This window comes from Paenibacillus piscarius (genome assembly GCF_022234545.1).
Classification (GTDB): Bacteria; Bacillota; Bacilli; order Paenibacillales; family Paenibacillaceae; genus Paenibacillus_AQ; species Paenibacillus_AQ piscarius.
Genome location: NZ_JAIEUI010000025.1, coordinates 61,883 through 81,617, shown reverse-complemented (window position 1 = coordinate 81,617; position 19,735 = coordinate 61,883). Strand labels below are relative to the sequence as shown.

Annotated in this window: 21 protein-coding genes; 2 read left to right on the top strand and 19 right to left on the bottom strand. The window is 55.3% G+C overall.

The window, feature by feature from the left end; all coding sequences use genetic code 11:
- Positions 1–50: 50 nt before the first annotated feature.
- The 5 genes from K1558_RS28225 to K1558_RS28205 form a co-directional block, all read right to left on the bottom strand.
- A complete protein-coding gene (locus K1558_RS28225; protein WP_238655308.1) occupies positions 51–653 on the bottom strand; it encodes an RNA polymerase sigma factor in 603 nt (200 codons plus the stop codon).
- 163 nt (positions 654–816) lie between these two features.
- Complete coding sequence (locus K1558_RS28220) at positions 817–1,785, bottom strand: glycoside hydrolase family 43 protein (protein WP_238655307.1); 969 nt, start codon at positions 1,783–1,785, stop codon at positions 817–819.
- Between the two features lie 29 nt (positions 1,786–1,814).
- Positions 1,815–2,651, bottom strand: coding sequence for a carbohydrate ABC transporter permease (locus tag K1558_RS28215; protein ID WP_274529039.1), 837 nt, complete (start codon positions 2,649–2,651; stop codon positions 1,815–1,817).
- Positions 2,652–2,675: 24 nt separating this feature from the next.
- Positions 2,676–3,566 (bottom strand): carbohydrate ABC transporter permease, encoded by an 891-nt coding sequence (locus K1558_RS28210; RefSeq protein ID WP_238655306.1) that lies wholly within the window; start codon positions 3,564–3,566, stop codon positions 2,676–2,678.
- Positions 3,567–3,671: 105 nt separating this feature from the next.
- On the bottom strand, positions 3,672–5,072 hold the full coding sequence (locus K1558_RS28205) for an ABC transporter substrate-binding protein (protein WP_238655305.1): 1,401 nt from the start codon (positions 5,070–5,072) through the stop codon (positions 3,672–3,674).
- Between the two features lie 388 nt (positions 5,073–5,460).
- On the opposite strand from K1558_RS28205, the gene K1558_RS28200 reads away from it, so the two are divergent.
- Entirely contained in the window at positions 5,461–6,420 is a 960-nt protein-coding gene (locus K1558_RS28200) for an ArsR/SmtB family transcription factor (RefSeq protein ID WP_238655304.1), read from the top strand.
- A gap of 77 nt (positions 6,421–6,497) precedes the next feature.
- The gene (locus K1558_RS28195; RefSeq protein WP_238655303.1) at positions 6,498–6,656 is read left to right on the top strand and encodes an asparagine synthase; all 159 of its coding nucleotides are present in this window, start codon (positions 6,498–6,500) and stop codon (positions 6,654–6,656) included.
- 715 nt (positions 6,657–7,371) lie between these two features.
- Here the strand turns inward: K1558_RS28195 and K1558_RS28190 are convergent.
- The 14 genes from K1558_RS28190 to spoVAD form a co-directional block, all read right to left on the bottom strand.
- Entirely contained in the window at positions 7,372–8,142 is a 771-nt protein-coding gene (locus K1558_RS28190; protein ID WP_238655302.1) for a class I SAM-dependent DNA methyltransferase, read from the bottom strand.
- A gap of 21 nt (positions 8,143–8,163) precedes the next feature.
- Complete coding sequence (locus tag K1558_RS28185; protein WP_238655301.1) at positions 8,164–9,090, bottom strand: CvfB family protein; 927 nt, start codon at positions 9,088–9,090, stop codon at positions 8,164–8,166.
- Positions 9,087–9,434, bottom strand: coding sequence for a ribosome silencing factor (gene rsfS, locus K1558_RS28180; RefSeq protein WP_238655300.1), 348 nt, complete (start codon positions 9,432–9,434; stop codon positions 9,087–9,089). The genes K1558_RS28185 and rsfS overlap by 4 nt, the downstream gene beginning before the upstream one ends.
- Complete coding sequence (gene yqeK / locus K1558_RS28175) at positions 9,431–10,009, bottom strand: bis(5'-nucleosyl)-tetraphosphatase (symmetrical) YqeK (protein ID WP_238655299.1); 579 nt, start codon at positions 10,007–10,009, stop codon at positions 9,431–9,433. Before yqeK ends, rsfS begins: the two co-directional genes overlap by 4 nt.
- Positions 9,981–10,583: a nicotinate-nucleotide adenylyltransferase gene (locus tag K1558_RS28170; protein WP_238655298.1), complete on the bottom strand. Its 603-nt coding sequence runs from the start codon at positions 10,581–10,583 to the stop codon at positions 9,981–9,983. The genes yqeK and K1558_RS28170 overlap by 29 nt, the downstream gene beginning before the upstream one ends.
- Before the next feature lie 12 nt (positions 10,584–10,595).
- Positions 10,596–10,889: a ribosome assembly RNA-binding protein YhbY gene (yhbY, locus tag K1558_RS28165; RefSeq protein ID WP_238655297.1), complete on the bottom strand. Its 294-nt coding sequence runs from the start codon at positions 10,887–10,889 to the stop codon at positions 10,596–10,598.
- A gap of 61 nt (positions 10,890–10,950) precedes the next feature.
- Entirely contained in the window at positions 10,951–11,832 is an 882-nt protein-coding gene (aroE, locus tag K1558_RS28160; RefSeq protein WP_238655296.1) for a shikimate dehydrogenase, read from the bottom strand.
- A gap of 19 nt (positions 11,833–11,851) precedes the next feature.
- Complete coding sequence (yqeH, locus tag K1558_RS28155) at positions 11,852–12,973, bottom strand: ribosome biogenesis GTPase YqeH (RefSeq protein ID WP_238655332.1); 1,122 nt, start codon at positions 12,971–12,973, stop codon at positions 11,852–11,854.
- 8 nt (positions 12,974–12,981) lie between these two features.
- Positions 12,982–13,506 carry a YqeG family HAD IIIA-type phosphatase gene (locus tag K1558_RS28150; RefSeq protein WP_238655295.1) on the bottom strand — a complete coding sequence of 175 codons (525 nt, stop codon included), beginning with the start codon at positions 13,504–13,506 and terminating at the stop codon, positions 12,982–12,984.
- A 98-nt stretch (positions 13,507–13,604) separates the two neighbouring features.
- A complete protein-coding gene (locus K1558_RS28145; RefSeq protein WP_238655294.1) occupies positions 13,605–15,848 on the bottom strand; it encodes a DUF4129 domain-containing transglutaminase family protein in 2,244 nt (747 codons plus the stop codon).
- Complete coding sequence (locus K1558_RS28140; RefSeq protein WP_238655293.1) at positions 15,845–17,095, bottom strand: DUF58 domain-containing protein; 1,251 nt, start codon at positions 17,093–17,095, stop codon at positions 15,845–15,847. The genes K1558_RS28145 and K1558_RS28140 overlap by 4 nt, the downstream gene beginning before the upstream one ends.
- Before the next feature lies 1 nt (position 17,096).
- Entirely contained in the window at positions 17,097–18,053 is a 957-nt protein-coding gene (locus K1558_RS28135; RefSeq protein WP_238655292.1) for an AAA family ATPase, read from the bottom strand.
- A gap of 299 nt (positions 18,054–18,352) precedes the next feature.
- Entirely contained in the window at positions 18,353–18,703 is a 351-nt protein-coding gene (gene spoVAE, locus K1558_RS28130) for a stage V sporulation protein AE (RefSeq protein WP_238655291.1), read from the bottom strand.
- On the bottom strand, positions 18,700–19,734 hold the full coding sequence (gene spoVAD, locus K1558_RS28125; protein ID WP_238655290.1) for a stage V sporulation protein AD: 1,035 nt from the start codon (positions 19,732–19,734) through the stop codon (positions 18,700–18,702). The genes spoVAE and spoVAD overlap by 4 nt, the downstream gene beginning before the upstream one ends.
- Between the last annotated feature and the right edge of the window lies 1 nt (position 19,735).

Sequence of the window (19,735 nt, the reverse complement as noted above, 5' to 3'; positions counted from 1 at the left end):
CCAATAGGTTCATCACTGCTTTTGTTACATCCGCCTCAGGAACTTTGATGTTATGAAATATGGTTCTGAGGTCTTGATTGTGGTTGTCGTGATCCATCCGGTCGCCCTCCTTGAATATGAGCATGATACTTTCTGAATTTTGCTGCTGTGCGTTCAAATTTTTTGCGGAGACTGCTGCTGTTCTGCTGCATAATGTCTGCAATTTCCTTATAATCCTTATCCTCCACACAGCGCAGAATCAGCAGACTTCGTTCCTCCGGCGTCAATTTGGACATCGCCCGCAGCACATGCTCATTGTAATAGGTGTCCTCAATGGCTTGATCTACAGGCCGGTTATGTTCATCGCTCCGGTACAAGACCGGAAAATATTTACTTAATCTTCGCTTGCGGATGATGTCGATACAGCAATTAGAAGCAATGGCGTACAACCAGGCTTCAAACGGCCTCTCCAGGTTGTATTGGTCCAGCTTGCGGAAAGTCTTAATGAATACCTCCTGCGTACAGTCTTCCGCTTCTGAATAATGACCTAACATATGATAGCAATACGAGAAAATCCGTCTCTGATACCGTTGCATGATCAGTTCAAACCGGGCCGTGTCCCCGTTGAGGATATCCGGGATCATCTGCTGCAGATCCAGGTCCATTTCGTCCATGTTCTCACCCCTTTCCGTGAAGTCTCTCTTGACCTCTTTATATTCTGTACTACGCATGAGCCTTAGCCTAATGTGACGCTTCGGCAAAAAGAGGCAGCCCAGGACAACATCCTTGTCCCGGACTACCTCTATATCGGAGTAACTCTGCATAACTAATTAATCATCAGAACCTGTCCCGGCCGTCCTTCACCGGCACTCCGAAGTCCGGCGTACCGTCTTCGTTCCAGTGCAGGCGCTGGGCCCGGGTATGGCGGTTCGGGTCGTAGAGCGGATCACCCTTGATCTCCTTATAGTTGCGGGCGTGGTAGATCAGCACATCCGCGCCATCCTCATCCACGGTGAAGCTGTTATGCCCCGGGCCATACTGGCCGTTCTCCTCGCAGGTCTGGAACACCGGCTCGGGATGCTTGACCCAGGAGGCCGCATCCAGCAGGTCGCTGTCCTCATCGGCGGTAAGCAGCCCCATACAATAATTGTGATCGGTGGCGCTGGCCGAGAAGGTCATGAAGATCTTGCCGCCCCGCTTCAGCACGGCTGCTCCTTCATTCACTTTGAACCCGATCACCTCCCACGGATATTCTGGGATAGAGATCATCGTCTGCGGACCGGTGAGTGTCCAGCCATTCTCCATCGCGGAGATGTACAGGTTGGAGTTGCCGTCGATATCGGGGTCCTTTTGCGCCCATACATAGTAGTATACGCCCTTATGCTCGAAGGTCGTGGCGTCCAGAGCGAAGGATTCCCAGGCCGTCTTCATCTGGCCTTTCTCCGTCCACTGGCCCTCCAGCGGATTCGCCGCAGTATTCTCCAGCACATACATCCGGTGGTCGAACAGCCCCTCCTTCGTCTCCGTGGTGCGGGCAGCGGCGAAATAGATATACCATTTGCCGTCCATGTAATGAATTTCAGGTGCCCAGATGTTGGCGCTGAGCGGACCGCTCTCATACTTGCGCCAGACAACCACCGGCTCAGCTTCTCTTAAGCCTTCTATACTCGTAGCTCTGCGCACTTCAATCCGGTCATATTCCGGTACAGAGGCTGTGAAATAATAATAGCCGTCCGTATGCTTGTAGACCCAAGGGTCGGCCCGCTGCTCGACCAGCGGATTGGTATAGTCTCTATTGGTATTCATTATGGTTTCTCCTTCTGTATATGTACCCATTATCCCTTAACGCCGGAGATGGCTACAGATTCGATAATTTGCTTCTGGAACACCAGGAAGATGATCAGCATCGGCAGCAGGGCAATAATCGAAGCCGCCATAATCAGCGGATAGTCCGTCTGAATCGCATAGGTCGCATTGAAGTTCGCAATAACAAGCTGGAGCGTCTGCTTCTCCGGCGAATTCAGATAGATGATCGGCGCCAGATAATCATTCCAGATGCCCATGAACCACAGAATCAATTGGGCGGCGACCGCCGGCTTGATCAGCGGGAATGTAATCGAGCTGTACAGGCGGAAGTAGGAGCTTCCGTCAATTTTGGCCGCTTCAATGATCGCGTTCGGCACACTGCTCAGGTATTGCCGCAGGAAGAAGATCATCACGATATTGCCGAACAGGCCCGGAACGATCAGCGGCAGCAGCGTGTCAATCCAGCCCAGCTTCGAGAACATGAAGAACTGCGGAATCATCACCGCCGGATATGGTATCATGAGCGAGGACAGCAGCAGCAGGAATATCTTATTTTTGCCGGGAAAACGCAATTTGGCAAAAGAAAACGCCGCCAGACTGGAGGTAAACGTCCCTACTACCGTCACGGTCACCGCAATAGTCAGACTGTTCCTAATCCCGCTCAGCAGCGGGCCAGCCTCCCAGATCTCTTTGTACTTATCGAAATGGAAGGGACTTGGAATCCACACCGGAGGCAAGGCGAATACGTCCTGCTTATCCTTGAACGAGGTGGACAGCATCCAGAGCAGCGGGCCGATCATGAACACTGCGCCGATTAATAATAAAACAAAGATAATACTATTGGTCATTCTTCTTCTGCTCGTCATCTTTATCGTCTCCTCCCCTTCAGCTCAATCGACATCGAACGATTGCTTCTCGTTCATCCGGAATTGGATTAGAGTCACGACAAATATGAACACGCCGAGGAAGACCGCCATGGCTGAGGCATAGCCCATCTGGAAATTGCCGAAGGCCTTCTGCCAGATGTAGAACACAACGGAGGCCGAAGCATATTCCGGTCCGCCGGTCGGGGTCATAATGTTCATCTCGGTAAAAATCTGTGATCCTCCAATAATATTGGTCACGACGATGAAGAAGGTTACCGGCCGTACCATCGGCCAGGTAATATGCCGGAAGGACTGGAAGCCGTTCGCTCCATCCAGCTCAGCCGCTTCATAATAGGATCTGGATACGCTCTGGAGCGCCGCCAGATAGAGCAGCATCGTATAACCGAGGCCCTTCCAGACCGCCATAATAATCAGCGCCGGCTTGACCGTATATTTATTGGCCATCCAGTTCGGTCCGCTGATGCCCAGCAGGTCCAGAAACTGATTGACAAGACCATAATCTCCGTTATAGGCCCAGTTCCACATAATCGATACAGCGGCCAGGGATGAGATCACCGGAACATAATAGATTACCCGGAACGCTGTCGTGCCGGGTACGCCCCGGTTGAGCCCAAGCGCAAGCAGCAGCGCCAGCGTAATCCCGATCGGAATCCCGAGCATCATGAACAGCGTATTGAATAAAGCCTTGTGGAACAGTTCATCCGACAGCAGGTCTGTGAAGTTGCTCAGGCCGATCCAGTTCATCTGGCCGAGGCCGTCCCAATCCGTAAATGAGCCATAGATCGAATAAATCATCGGGTAGAGCGTAAAGATCAGCAGCCCCAGCACCGGAGGAAGGATGAACAGAAATCCGTAGATTCTCTCCTTGCGGTACAGATTGGACTTGGCGTTCATAACATCACCTCAAATTCAGATAGGCCAGAAATAAAGTGATGCCAGTCCGTTGTTACAGGATACTTGGCATCACTTGTATTTCGGATAATAACCGTGTGAACCGGCTTACTTCTTGGACTTGGCCTCCTGCTCCACTGCCTTATCCAGCAGCTTCTGCATCTTCGGCTGTTCTGCCTTCACGTACTCTGCGGGGGTAATCTTGCCGTCCAGGACAGGCTGGATATCGGTGAAGAACAGGTTATACCATTCCGCATTGTAGGTGTAATGACCCGGCAGCACGCGTCCGTATTCGTTCACGACCTGCAGGAATTCTTCCTTGTTCGCCGGCTTGGTGGTGGTATCGGCAGCCCACTCTTTTGCCATATCAATCAGGTTCGGAATCTGCACCTTGGCCTTCACCAGCGCTTCCATGCCTTCCTTCGATGCGGTCAGGTAGTTAATCAGCTCTACAGCCTCATCCGGGTGCTTGGTCTTCGCCGAAGCGCCGATGCCGAGCGAGCCGGTCCAGGTTGCGCTCTTGCCGGTGGAGCCGGCCGGATAAGGGATCAGGTCATACTCGAACGGCAGCTTCTCATAGGTGCTCATATCCCAAGGACCTACCGGGAAAAAGGCCATCTCGCCCTTCATCCAGCGCTGGTACGTATCGAGGGTCTGAGCCTGCTCTGTGGATGGTGTAATGCCGTATTTCAGCTGCATGTCAGCGAAGAATTGCAGGGCTTCGATGAACTTCGGCTCATCAATGGTCACCTTGGTCTTGGTGGCATCCAGCCAGTCCGCACCATTGCTCCATACGAAGGAAGGCAAGGCCCACTGTACGTTGAAGCCTGCGCCGAACTGGTCTTTTTTGCCGTCTCCGTCCTTATCGATGGTAAGCTGCTGGGCGACCTTAATGAATTCATCCCACGTATACGGTTTGTCCTTGTCCGGCAGCGGCACCCCTGCTGCTTCGAACATCGTCTTGTTATATCCGAGTGCGAACGGGCCTACGTCCTTCGGCATCCCGTACAGATTGCCTTGCCCGGCCATGGTGCCGTCATAACGGTACAGGTCGACGCCGTACTTCCAGATATTATTAAGATCTATGTTCGGGTTATTCTCTATGTAGCTGGTCAGGTCGAGCAGAATCCCGCTGTTTACATAGGCCTTCAAATCCCCCGATTCAAAATAAAACACATCCGGCACACTGTTGCCTGTGATCGAGGCCTTCAGCTTCGTTGCATACTGGTCAGCCGCCGTCATGACAATCTTCACCTTGACATTCGGATGATCGGCTTCAAACTTCTTCACCACACCTTCATATGCCTTCTGCTCATCGGTCCCCCCGCGGAACATGAAGGTCAGGTTCTTGGTTTCCTGTGAATCCTTCTTGTCTGCACCCGCCGTGGCTTCGCCACCGCTGTTGTTCCCGGACGATGCCTTATTGTTCCCGCCGCCGCAGCCTGTAAGTACAACAGATACCATAAGAACTAACGACAGCAGTGTGAACCAGCCCTTTTTCTTAAACATGTAACCCCTCCTAGGATTTGCTGAACAAACCATAATGCTTCACATTCTTCTCAAACAATTGAGAAACAATTGAATGTATTCGCTTACAGGTTTAAAATAGCATATATAAACGTCTGTTGTAAATATAAAAGTTTAAATCTTTTTAAATAAATAGAAAACAAAACAAAAATATTGACTTTTTCTCATTGGAAAGTGACTAATTTCACTTGATACACACCTTATCGTTTAAAATAAATTAAAATAAACAGATGATTTTACGAAAAATTCGCTTATGTTTAACAATATTTTATATTTAGGTTAAGATTACTTCCTTTTTCCGGGTGATTAGTTTATAATTTTATAAAATAGTCTCTGATTAAGTAACCTACTGGAAGAAGGTACTGTAACTATGATTTATATCAAAGATCTGATGAGCGGAATCGATATTTTCAAGGCGCTCAGCTCGGAAATCCGCATCCAGATTCTGGAGCTGCTGGCGACCAATCAGGCCCTGAACCTTAATGAAATTGCCAAGAAGCTGAACCTTAGCAACGGAGCGATCACCATGCATATCAAGAAGCTGGAGGAGAGCGGCTTAATCGAGATTAATACAGCGGTCGGCAAGCACGGCATTCAGAAGGTCTGTTACCTGAACAAGGATAAGCTGATGGTGGATCTGCGCAGCAAGGATGTCGATAATCTGTACGAGGTCGAGATTCAAGTGGGCCATTACAGCAATTATCAGGCGGTTCCAACCTGCGGACTGGCTACCAAGGACAGCATCATCGGCGATTTTGACGAGCCTCGTTACTTCGCCGACCCGCAGCGCATTGATTCCGAGATTATCTGGATGGCCGAAGGCTTCCTGGAATACCGTATCCCTAATTATCTCAAAGCGAACCAGAGCTTCCGGGAGATCCAGTTCTCCATGGAGATCGGCTCGGAGGCTCCCGGGTACAACGAGAATTATCCCTCGGATCTGTACTTTTATGTGAACGGTATCGAGATTGGCTCCTGGACCAGTCCTGGCGATTTCGGCGATATCCGCGGTACCTTCAACCCCGACTGGTGGCCGCCCCACCTCAATCAGTATGGCATGCTCAAGCTAATCCGCATCAACCATGAAGGCAGCTTCATCGACGGATGCCGCATCTCGGACATCACGCTGAATGACATCAAGCTGGATTACCGGAGCGAGCTGACCTTCCGCATCGCTGTCACCGACAAGCCGGTCAACAAGCGCGGGCTGACGATCTACGGCAAGCATTTCGGCAACTATAGCCAGGATCTGCTGGCGCGTGTGCTCTATAATGTGCATGAGGTGGAAGATCCCACCGGCCATGTGACCACCGCAGGAGCCGCAGACTGACCGGGGCGGGTATAATTCGCGCGTCATTTATACACACTAACGAATGTCTTTCAATCTACCGTGAGGGAGTGTTTCGTATGCGTGAAGGGATGATACCCGCCATACTGGGGACCGTGGTAACCGCTTCGAGTGCAGCTTTTCTGGGAAGCAGATATAAGGTGGCTGCAACCGGCATTCTTGGATTTGGTCTGGCGCATATTGTACTCGGCACCATCGATTTGTTCGAGCACCGGTAAGCAGTGTTGGAAGATGGCCAGGCCGTATCGGAGAGATGCGGCCTGGTTTGCTGTGTTGTGGACCCGCACACCGGCACAGTAGTAAACCCGTCCCCGCGCAGCTACACATTATATGTTGTTTTCCGCATACATTGGCCCTGCCTACCCCCGCAGCTGCACCGATTGTATGTTGTTTTCCACATACATTTGCCCAGCTCCCCCTCGCAGTTGCACATTGCATGCTGTTTTCCACATACATTCGCCTCGCTCACCCTTGCAGCTGCACATTGTATGTTGTTTTCCACATACATTCTCCCCGCTCCCCCTTGCAGCTGCACATTGTATGCTGTTTTCCACATACATTCGCCTCGCTCACCCTTGCAGCTGCACATTGTATGTTGTTTTCCGCATACGCCGGCAATGGACCCTACTAAATAACAACGCAAAAAGGCCCCCACCCGATGGCAGGGACCTTTAATAGTACTAATCATTTCAAGAAGCTCTTAAAGAATGTAACGCAAAGCGGAGGAGCGGAGGGGAAATTTGGAACTGTAGGAGCGGTAGCGTCCGCCTGAAAGCTTTCTGCAGGAAAGCTCGCATCGTAAGCATCAGCTAGTCACCGGATTTCATCCGCAAACAACGGTATAAATCAAGAAATCTGGGGATGGGCAGCGGCCGGAAGTCCAAATGTTCACCGGAGTGACGCTCACGCTGCCAGTTCAGTTCTTAAAGAGCTTCACTTCACCGCCACATAGAACAGCCGCTGCGCCGAATCGTCCGCCTCAATCCACTCAAAGTCCGCATAGATTGACACCTCGCGGAATCCGGCGGCAAGCAGCTCCTGCTTCATCCACCCGGGATCATACGCCCGCTGCGTGTGGATCTCTTCAAACCGGCGGTAGACGTCGTGGCGGCCCTCCTCGCGGGCGAAGATGGACAGATGATGCTCAATCTCCCGGCGGGGTACATCCAGCTCACAGGTCCAGATATAGGAGATGTCCGGCTCATCCAGCACGAAGGGCTGCTCTTCCTCGTAGCGTATCAGGGTGTTCGGATGATGGACATCGAACAGGAAGGTGCCGCCCGGCTTCAGTCCGGCATACGTACTGGCGAATACAGACCGGATGTCCGGTTCCTCCAGCACATAATTCAGGCAGTCACAGAAGGAGATGACGGCGTCCACCGGCTCCGGCAGCTCCCATTCCTTCATGTTCTGCTGCACCCACTGCACACTGCCCTCCCGCAGGAATCTGCGGCCCTGCGGCTGCTCCTCCAGCTTACGCCGGGCAACCGACAGCATGTCCGAAGACAGATCAATGCCGGTCATATGGTAGCCTGCCGCCGCCAGCGGAAGGGTCAGGCTGCCTGTCCCGCAGCCAAGCTCAGCTACGGTATGCGGCTTGCCGTACCTGCTCCAGGCGGTCTCGGCAAAGGCCAGCCAGTCCGTATAAGGCATGTCCGCCATCAGCGCATCGTAAACATAAGCAAATTTGCCATAGGAAGACACTGCTACACCGCTTTCTTTGTACTATTGTTCATCCGAATCCGCATCAGGGGCAGGGCTGCTGTTCCCTTCCCGGTCCGCCAGATAGGTCCAGTTCTCCTTCTGGACGATCAGACCTTCCTTCATCAGCTTGCCGAGCGCACGCTTGAAGGCGGACTTGCTGATGCCAAAACGCTGCTTGATAATATCGGGCGGCGTGGCATCCGAATACGGCATCCCGCCGCCCGGGCGGGAGTTCAGGAACTCCAGCAGCGCGGCTGAATCGACATCCCGGCCAACCTCCTTGCGGTGGCCCATGCTGAGATTCACGCGGCCATCCTCACGGATATGCGTGATCCGTGCTTCAATCACTTCACCCAGACGCAGCAGCCGGCTGCGCTCGGAGGAATGCACCATGCCGATGATACCGAAGCCCAGCACACCGGCATCCACAAGGACGAAGGTTCCCATCTGCAGCGGCTTGTACACCCGGGCTGTAACAGACTGTCCCTGCCAGGAGGCAGGGGCAGGCACCGCCAGCGGCGCCAGCTCCTGCTCGCCGGCCAGCTTGGCCCGCAGGCGGCCCTGCTTGTCATGCTCCATGATGGCGAATACCTTGTCGCCAATCTGCGGACGCAGCTCTACCAGCTCAGGCAGCTCTCCGAGCGGCAGCAGCAGCTGGCGGCCTAGCCCCATCTCCAGGAAGCAGCCCAGGCGCGGATGGATATCAGCCACTTCCAGCAGAGCCATCTCGCCAAGGGTGAGATAAGGCTTTTTCATCGTCGCCGCAGGGCGGTCCTCCGTATCGAAGAAGATGAAGACCTCCACCTTGTCGCCAATCTTCGGCTTGCTGCCCACCAGTTCGGTATAATGAAGCATAATATCCTCATCGCCCGCGCTCAGGAAGTACCCGTAAGGGGATACCTCCCGCATCACTTCAAGCGTTACCGTCGTTCCAGCAATCAGACTCATACCGTCTCCACAACCTTCGCATCTGACCACAGACGCTCAATGTTATAGTATTCGCGTTCATCGCGGTGGAAAACATGGACAATTACATCGCCCAGATCCATCAGCACCCAGCGCGCCGCATCCATTCCCTCGATGCCCTTAATGATCCCGCCCGCTTCATGCACAACCTTGCGTACCTCCGTAACGATCGCCTGAACCTGAGTATCGGAATTACCGTGGCAGATAATGAAATAATCAGAGATCGGTGATACGTTGCGCAGATCCAGGGCGACCACGTTCATTGCTTTTTTATCCTGGACGGCGTTCAGGGCCAGCTCCAGCAGCTTGTTTGAATTTACACTCATTGTTTATCCTCCAATGTTCTTACTAAATCGTTGCGCGCCAGCACCGTAAGCGGGAACACGATCCGGCGCTTCGCAAGCAGCAGGCTGATCGTCGAATCGAACCCGGCGACCAGCCCTTCCTCCAGACTGGACTCTGCCAGCCTGCGGATCTCATTCACTCCGGGAAAATCGCGTCCAGGCTCGATATAATCAGCCAGACAGACGATTTTGTCCAGCAGGGTCATGTTCTCCCGTCCTGAGGTATGGTAGCGGATCGCGTCCAGCACTTCAGCATCCCGGATGCCGTAATCATGCCCAGCGACATAAGCGCCCACCTCGGCGTGCCACAGCTGCTTGTCGTACCGGAGAAGCTCTGCAGACAGCCCGTTCTGCTCAATGACCTCACGCATCCGCTCCACAGGCCAATACTTGGCCACATCATGCAGAATCGCCGCCGTCTCGGCACGGGCCGGATCAGCGCCGTAACGGTGCGCCAGCTCCACAGAGGAGGCCATGACGCCAAGGGTATGCTTCCAGCGTTTGTCCGGCATCTGGCCGGAGACCTGCTCAATCAGCGCTTCGCGGCTGTACTCCATACAATCCACTCCTCTGAACATAATCATACACAGCGTCCGGCACCATATAACGGATCGATTTGCCCTCCGCAGCGCGGGCCCGGAGCATCGTCGAGGAGATATCCACCAGCGGCATATCCGCCAGCAGCACCCTTCCGGCAATGAAGCCGGGCAACAGCCCGAGATCAAGCGGCGTGCCCGGACGGCCGACTCCGATGAAGACGAGCCGCTTCACCAGCTCCTCAATCCCCTGCCACTTAGGCAAATACTGAACCATATCTGCACCCACAATGAAAAAGAATTCATGCTGCGGATACTCCTCCTGCAGGCCGATCACCGTCTCCAGCGTATAGGACACCCCGCCTCTGACGATTTCCCAGTCGAGGATGCCAAAGGACGGGTGATTCTTCACCGCCTCCCGTACCATCGACAGCCGCTCTTCGCCTGTGGCCCCGGCTTCATGCTTGTGCGGCGGAATATGCGAAGGCATGAACCAGACTTCGTGCAGGCCGTAACTCTCCCGCGCGGTCTCCGCTGCCATCATATGCCCGATATGCAGAGGATCGAAGGTTCCTCCCATGATTCCTACTTTCAAGGTGTTTACCTCCTAGCGGGGAAGCTCAATCGTTTTGTTGTCGCGGGATTCCTTGTACAGCACGATGGTCTTGCCGATCACCTGCACCAGCTCGGAGCCGGACTGCTCGGCAAGCGCCGCACCAATCTCCTTGGGATCGTCCGCGTTGTTGTTCAGCACACTGATCTTCATCAGCTCGCGCTTCTCAATCGCCTCTTCAATGTGGCGGATCAGATGATCGTTAACGCCGCCTTTACCGACCTGAAAGACAGGATCGAGGTGATGGGCCAGTGAGCGTAAATAGCGTTTTTGTTTACCAGTTAACATAAATAGAAAAACTCCTTAATTAAACATATATAATTCTATTATACCCCGATATGGGGAGAAATCATTTGTCTGCACTGCCCCCGAGGCACTCCTCGATGGTCTGGCGCATAATCTCCGCAGGCGCTTCAAGTCCTGTCCAGTATTCAAAGGCATACGCCCCCTGGTACACAAACATCCCCAGCCCGCCGTGAACGGTGCAGCCCCGCTTCAGAGCCTCTGTCAGCAGCCGGGTATGCAGCGGATTATAGATCAGATCGCTGACCACCATACCTTCATGCAGCCCGGCCGGATCGATTGGCATCTCCTCCATAGAGGGATACATGCCTACCGACGTCGTATTAATCACGATATCCATTCCGCCAATCATACCGGGGACAGCTTCCATCCCCGCACCGGCTACACTTCCCCGGCTGCCGAAGCTCTCTGCCAGATGATGCGCCCGTTCCTCATTGCGGTTGGCGATCAGGACCGATGCCGGCTGCTCCTTAAGCAGCGCAGACACAATCCCTCTGGCCGCCCCTCCGGCTCCGATCACCAGAATACGGGAGCCCGAGAGCTCCGGGACTGCCTCTGTCTTCAGCGAACGGACATAGCCGATGCCGTCGGTGTTGAACCCGGTCAAGACCCCGTTGTCGTTCACAATGGTATTGACCGCGCCCACATCCACAGCGCTTGCATCCAGCCGGTCCAGATACTGCATGACCGCCACCTTATGCGGAATCGTGACATTCACCCCGCGGAAGCCAAGCGTGCGGATCGCCTGTACTGCCTCGCCCAGCTCGTCCGGCATGATATGGAGCGGTACATAAGCGCCGGGAAGTCCCAGCGCCCGGAGTGCTGCTCCATGCATTAACGGAGATTTGGACTGGGCGATAGGGTCACCCATCACCCCCAGCAGAAGCTCCTGCTGTACGTCCTGTATGTTCCTGCCTGTCCCGGTCATAGGTCGTCCTCCTCTACGGTTAGATCAGCGAAGGACGCGTAAGCACCTTGACGCCGCGCGGTACATGGACAGCAACGACTGCCCCAGAGGTGCTGTTCACCTTAATCCAGCCGAGGCCGGAGATGAACAGATCCGTCTGTGCATTCTTGCCGATGCGGAATTCATGGCGCTGCCAAGGCGGCAGCTTATCCATATCCGCGGTTCCCGGCGGCGATAACATCTCGCCGCGGTGGTCCTGATACAGAGAGTCTGCGCGCTCCAGCTTCGTGCGGTGAATCTTCAGCGTACCGCTGATGTAGCAGGTGAAGGACTGGCGCTCGCCCTGAATGAAGTCGAAGCGGCCCAGCCCCCCGAAGAACAGCGACTGGCCTTCATTCAGCTGGTATACCGCAGGCTTCAGCGGGTTCTCCGGCATCACGGCGCCCAGATCCTTGCGCTCCACCAGCTCGCTGTACCGCCATGGGTAGACGATTCCCGGGGTATCGATTATAAAGTGTCCATCATCCAGCGGAATCTTGACCATATCCAGTGTGGTGCCCGGGTAACGGGAGGTGGTCAGCTCTTCATCCAGATCGCTGTAATCGGAGATCAGCCGGTTGATCAGCGTCGATTTGCCGACGTTGGTTGCCCCGACCACATAGACGTCACGTTGTCCGCGCAGATCGGCGACCGCCTCCAGCAGACGGTCGAAGCCCTGGTTGCGCTTCGCGCTGACCAGCACGATCTCCACCGTGCGCAGCCCATGCTCCTTGCAGCGCTGCTGCATCCAGTTGCGCAGCTTGTTCCAGTTCGTTACTTTGGGCAGCAGGTCGATTTTGTTGACTGCCAGAATGACCTGGTTGTTGCCGACAAACCGCTGCAGGCCGGAGATTAGTGAACCCTCCAGATCAAAAATATCCACGATATGAATCACCAGCGCGTTCTTCTCGCCCACTCCGCTGAGCAGCTTCAGGAATTCATCCTGATCCACCGATACCGAAGAAGCTTCATTGTAATTCTTGATCCGGAAACAGCGCTGGCAGATCACCGGCTCCCGTTCAAAGGCGCTCTCCGGGATATAGCCGGGCTGCTCCTTGTCCTTGCTCTGAAGCTTAATCCCACAGCCGCTGCATTTCACCGGCCGCTGAATGTCGTTGTTCATTGAACTCATTAAGATTTATCCTCCTCATGCCACAATCCTTGCTTGCGCAGCCGCGTCAGGGCAATCTGCTCCACCCTGCGGTTGATCCGGGTGCCGAATCCCTCGTCCTTGACGGAGATCGGCAGCACCAGCACCGTGAACAATCCCAGGCGGTTGCCGCCGTACACATCGGTAAGCATCTGGTCTCCGACCACGATGGTCTCCTCCGGTCCCAGGCCCATCAGCTTCATGGCCCGGAGGAACGGAGAGTTGCTCGGCTTGCGGGCCTGATGCACATACTCGATGTTCAGCGGTGTCGCAAAGCGCGATACCCGGTCCATATTATTGTTCGAGACAATAACCAGCTTGAAGCCGATCTCCTTCACCTTCTCGAACCAGAGCAGCAGCTCGGGCGTCGCCAGCGGCGCCTTGGCGCCGACCAGCGTATTATCCAGATCGGTAATGATTCCCCGGTAGCCTTGACGGTACAGCTCTTCCAGCGAAATATCAAACACCGTATTGACCCGGAGTTTGGGAACTAACCTTTTAAACAATTCTTTTCACCTCATTTTTATACAGGAAACTGATTGCCCGGCACTAATGACTGTTTAAGAAGCAAAAATTCCGGTCTGTTCTTGGCCGCTGCCCGGCATTACCTGCGGATCTTCATGCCATTTCGCAGCCGCAAAGCTTCAGTATACACGCTGTGCCAGTCTTTGTCTTCAATAACCTCCGGGCTGTAATACGCCCGCTCGAACAAGGCCAGGAGCAGCGACAGATTCCCGGCCACTGCCGGACGTTCACGGCTCCACCGGTCCACGGCTTCGCGCAGCGTCTCATGCTCTTCCTTCAGCATTCCCTTTCTGCGCATATACCTTACCCACCGCTCGGTTTCTGCGACAACTTTGTGCGCAGGGGTCGGCTGGCGGCGGACACGCATCCGCGAGATCAGGAACAGCAGACTCATCCGCCGCTGCCAGAGCAGGAATCCGCTCCAGAGCAGGAGCAGTACTGCTGCTCCTGCCACAGCCCAATATCCGGGATGGAAGCTGTTCCCGTTATCCTTCCGGGCAGGCGTTGACTGTTCAGGCTGAACCTCTTCCGTCTCGGGAACGTCAGGCAGGTCAGTACTCTCTTCCCCGCTCTGTGCCAGCACAGGGACATCGAACCCGGGCGTTGCCTCTACAGGAACCCAGCCGTAATCACCGAAATAGATCTCCGCCCAGGAATGGGCATCGGCATTCGTGATGGTATAGTTGTTATTTACATAACCGGCAGCGGCCTGCTGAAGCATCACGCTGTCCGGAATCTCGGCCTGCTCTCCCGGCGCATACCCCTTCACCCAGCGGGCCGGGATGTCCAGGGACCGTGCCATAGTTACAAGGGCTGTAGAATAATAATCACAATAGCCCTCCTGGATATCGAACAGGAAGCTCTCGACCATGTCCTTGCTCCGGGCCCGTGAGGTATCCGGCTGATTCGTATACGGGAAGGTCGACTGCAGATATTGCTGCAGCAGAATCGTCTTCTCGTAAGGCGTCTGCGCCCGGGCGGTAATCTCCTGGGCCAGCGCCTTGACCCGCTCGGGATAATTATCCGGGAGCTGGAGATACTTCGGGTCAACGTTGCTATTGCCATATAGCGACTGATAGGTCTCCTTGCCTAATTCCTGAAACGGAATAACCGGCACCTCTGAAGTCACCACATAGGTCTGCGGGAACGCACGCGTGTCGCTTGCAGCATTCCATAACAGCTCGCTGTCCTCGCTGCGCCACGCCAACCCGCTGCTGCGTTCCTCCCCGTCAATCGAGTCAACTGCCGATATGGAGTAGCCGCCGAAGAGAACCGGATAGCTGTTGCCGCCTACAATCCTGACAATCTGCTTCAGGGTACGGGTCTCGGCCTTAGGCGCAGCGGCGCGTTCCAGCGGCTCTCCCACCTGCACGGGACGAAGCAAACCGCGGTCTGCTGTATTATCGTCGCTCCAGCCTTTACCTGAATACACGCTGCGGGTCTCGCCGCGCATATAAGTGCGCAGGTCGGTCTGAACGGTCATCACCGGAGAATAGTCAAAATTAAAGCCCCCGCCCAGGTTATCGTCATTCAGGCTGTAGCCCGAGGTGGTTCCGCCGCTGCCCGTTCCGCCGCCTGCACTGTCACTGCCGCCGGAGGAGGTTCCTAAAGAGACGGACTTCCCGTTCCAATGCTGCCAGGCCGTATAAGGATCTGTCAGTGTCGGCCGCACACCCGGCATATTCACCCCGACAATAATCACCAGCGAGAAGATGATCGCTATATTCAGTACAACCTTCATCGGATACTTCAGCATGTAAGTCCAGCCCCGGGGATAATGCAGCTGGAAATTCCGCAGATGCCGGGTCACCAGCCAGCCCATCCCCGCGAATACCGTCCAGGCCACCTCCTGCCACAGGACGGCTGTCGTGAACGAATCCAGGGCGGCGAAGGCGGTAATATTCATCGCGATGAACATCAGCACCCGCGATTTGCTGTTGACCCACCAGGCACATACCAGCAGCAGCAGCCAGGACCCCAGGGCGAACCAGATGTACGGATTCATCGCCGCGGCGATCCCCGCAAGCCGCTCCGGCAGCGGCGGCAGCATCGGATCGGGAACATAGACTTCATATTTCAGAATAATGTCGTACACAATATAGAGTATAGCTGCGCCTTCGGCCAGAAGACGGTAGACACTTTTGAACGGAAGAATGATTTCGATAATAACAACAATGAATAGCGTCACTGCAACGGCAACGCTTGTCTGCTGCAGCCAGACGGGCGCAGTGTACGAGACCCACTGCAGGGCGATGATAAGCAGCCATAGCAGGGTCAGCCCGTGGTGCCAGGAAGATCGGATCGCTTGTCCCCATCGCTTCATCGGGCAGAATCACCTCCAAGTGCAGCAGGCAGCTCCTGGAGCGCACTGATGCTGTAGCCGGTCACGCCATGGGAATGAAGAATGCTGTGCCATTCCGCGGCCCGGTATTTCCCGGAGGAATGAAGGACATGAACATGGGACGGCGTCATGCCCCGGCTGTCTGCCCAGCGCAGAGTATCCAGCACCTCGCGGCCGCTCTGCGGGCTGATCAGAACGAAGTACGCGCCTTTGGGGAGCATCCGCTCCACCTTCTCCAGCCTGGTAATCAACGAACCCCGGCCTTCTGCATTGATATCAATTAAATACTGGATCATCTTCTGACGCTCGGCATTGCCTTCAGCCGGACTGAACACCTTACTGTGCTTATCGAGGCAGCAGAGGCCGATGCCTATCCGTTCCCGGACACCGAAGCCCAGCAATGAGGCGGTAATGGATACCGCCAGCTCGAACTGGGCGGCGTTGTAGTAGCCGCTCGAGCTGCCGTCCAGCACCAGGATTGTCCGCGGAACCGATTCATGCTCGAATTCCTTGGACTTCCATTCGCCGGTCTTCGCCGTCGCGTTCCAGTGGATGCGCGTCAGCCGGTCGCCGTAGACATAATCGCGGACACCGTTGATCTGCGTGGTCTCCCGCCGCGACTGGAGCAAGGAGACCTGCGGCCCGGACAGGCGGGCCTTGCGCTCATAGAGCTGCCAGCGCGGCACCACGACCGCCCGCGGCATCACCCGGAACTGTCCCTCCGCCTTGAAGGATCCCTTGTGCTCCATCAGGCCGAAGATGTCCTCGCTGAGGATATCCGTGCTCTCGAAGGCATAGCGGCCCCGCTCCAGGGCGGGCGTCTGGAACATCAGCTCTCCCCGTCCGCCCATATTGGGGATCAGGCTCTCCTCGAACACCCAGGATTCGCCGTTGTGGCGCTTCAGGATCTCACGCACCACGACATAGGGCAGCGGCAGGAAGCCCGGAACTGTCACCTCCAGCTTCACCCGCAGATGGCCCCCGGCATGGAGCAGATCAGGCTTATCCTGCTCAGAAGAGAAGCTGCGGATACCCTTGGCCCGCCTCACCCCTTCAAGCCCCCCGATGAATAAATACAGAATCAATACCGACACCATAATAAACAGCATGAACGACGTCTTGCCGCCCTGAAAAAGCACATAGAACAGGGTGATGACCCAAATCGCCAGCACGCCCATGAACTTCCTCAGCTCGACCGCAGCCGCCGCCCTTTCTAGTAAGGCTCTCATCTTATTGCCTCATGGTGACAGGCACCTGAATGCCCTGCAGGAGCTTGTTCAGCAGTGAATCCATACTGATATTGTCCAGGCGGGATTCCGGCCGCAGCAGGATGCGGTGTCCCAAGACATATGGGGTGAGGGTCTTTACATCATCAGGCAGCACATAGTCGCGTTCCTGAATGAAAGCGTACGCCTTGCAGGCCATCATGAAAGAGAGCGAAGCCCGGGGGCTTGCGCCCAGCAGCACCTGCGGGTGCACCCGGGTATGACGCACTACGTCCAGCAGATAGTTCAGCACCGGGTCGCTGATATAGATATCGCGGATCTCCTCCTGGATGGCTGCGATTGTATTCATGTCGGTGACCGGAGTCAGCCGGTCTACCGGCTGGCCCTCCTGATGGGTCAGCAGCAGATTCTTCTCCGTATCCGCATCGGGATAACCCAGGCTGATCCGCAGCATGAAGCGGTCCAGCTGGGCCTCGGGAAGCGTATAGGTTCCCTCGAAATCAATCGGGTTCTGGGTGGCGCAGAGCATGAACGGATGAGGAAGCGGATAGGTCTCCCCGTCCACCGTGACATTGCGTTCCTCCATCACTTCCAGCAGTGCCGACTGGGTCTTGGTGGTCGCGCGGTTGATCTCATCCGCCAGCAGAATATTGGTCATGACCGGCCCGGGGCGGAAATGGAACATCTCATCGCGGGGATGGTACACCGATACACCGGTTATATCACTCGGAAGAATATCCGGGTTGCATTGAATCCGGCGGTACTCGCCGGACATGGAGCGGGAGAGCGCGCGGATCAGCTGGGTTTTGCCCGTGCCGGGAACATCTTCAATCAGAACATGTCCGCCTGCGAGCAGCGCGGTAAGCAGCAGTTCTATTTCAAAACGTTTACCAAGAATACAAGATTCCAGATTAGTGCGGACAGCCTTCATAATTTGCGTCGATTCTTGACGTAGGGGCATATACGGTGAACCTCCTAATTCAGAATAAGCCGTAATATATACATTTTACATGATAGGAGTACCCAAAGTACATGTCAGGCCCAGTGAATTTATCCCATCGCTTGCAAAAAGGCCCCGCACAACCCCCTCTGCGTTGCAGCAAATGTATTAGGTTTTCTGCATACATTGGATGTTCGCGCCTCCCCCAGCACATTGTGCTCGGTTTTCGCATATATTCGACCCGTGCACCTCCGCTGCACCACTAATTTTCATGCAAAAAAAGACCGCCAGAAGCGGTCCGCATAAGTTAAAGGGGAGGCTTACCCCTTCGGTCGCACTACTAATGCCGCCAGGAAGGAGAAGACAATTGCTGCAGATATCCCCGCGCTGGTCACATCGAAGATCCCGGTAACGACCCCGACCCAGCCGTCGCGCTCAAGCTCGGTCAGTGCTCCGTGGACCAGCGAGTTCCCGAAGCTGGTAATCGGGACGCTGGCTCCGGCCCCGGCGAATTTCACCAGCGGATCATAGATGCCGAAGGCGTCAGCAGCCGCTCCAAGGACGACCAGCGTACTCATCGTATGGGCCGGCGTCAGCTTCAGCACATCGAACATCAGCTGGCCGATCACACAGATGGCCCCGCCCACCAGAAACGCCCATAAATAAATCATGCCTCTTCACCTCCGCTCTCCAGAGCCACCGCATGGGCTACGCACGGAATGCTCTCACCTTGCTGATAAGACAGCGGCGAGAGCAGCGCTCCGGTTGCCACTATTAGTACACGCTTCAGTTCGCCCTTCTTCATGCGTTTCATAATATGCCCGAAGGTAACGGTGGCTGAGCAGCCTGCACCGCTTCCCCCGGCAATAACGTACTTCTGCTTGTCCAGATCATACATCATGAGGCCGCAGTCATTGAAGACCGTCTCCTCCATCGGGATGCCCTCCTTGGCCAGCAGATCCTTGGCAATCGGCAAGCCGATAGACGCCAAATCCCCCGTGACAATGAGGTCATAATGGCCTGGAGACAACCCCGTATCCCGGAAGTGCGCCGTAATCGTGTCCGCCGCAGCCGGGGCCATGGCAGTCCCCATATTGAACGGGTCCTTCAGACCCAGGTCCATGATCCGGCCAAGGGTGGCATGTACCACATACGGTCCCTTCACGGTTCCATCATTGACTCCAACGACGGCACAGCCTGAACCGGTAACCGTATACTGGGCGGTTGGAGGCTTCTGCGAGCCATATTCGGTCGGGAAGCGGAACTGCTTCTCCACAGTGCAGTTATGGCTGGAGGTTCCGGCGAGCGCCACCTTCCCGCCGCCGGAATCGACGATCATAGCGGCGATGGCCAGACTCTCCATCGAGGTGGAGCAGGCACCGAAGACGCCCAGGTAGGGTACGCCGAGCTTGCGTGCGGCGAAGGAGCTGCTGATTATCTGGTTCATCAGGTCGCCGCCGATGAAGAATTCCAGCTTGTCCTGATCCAGATTCGCATTCATCAGAGCCAGCTTGGCGGCCTTCTCGAATAAGGCCCGCTCTGCCTTCTCCCATGTCTTCTCGCCCATCTCCAGCGTATCGTAGATGAAGTCGAAGCTGGACGCGAGCGGCCCTTCCCCTTCCTCCGGACCCACGACGGCGGAGCTTCCAAGGATGACAGGACGGCTTGTAAATTCCCAGGTCTGACTACCGAGCTGCTTCATC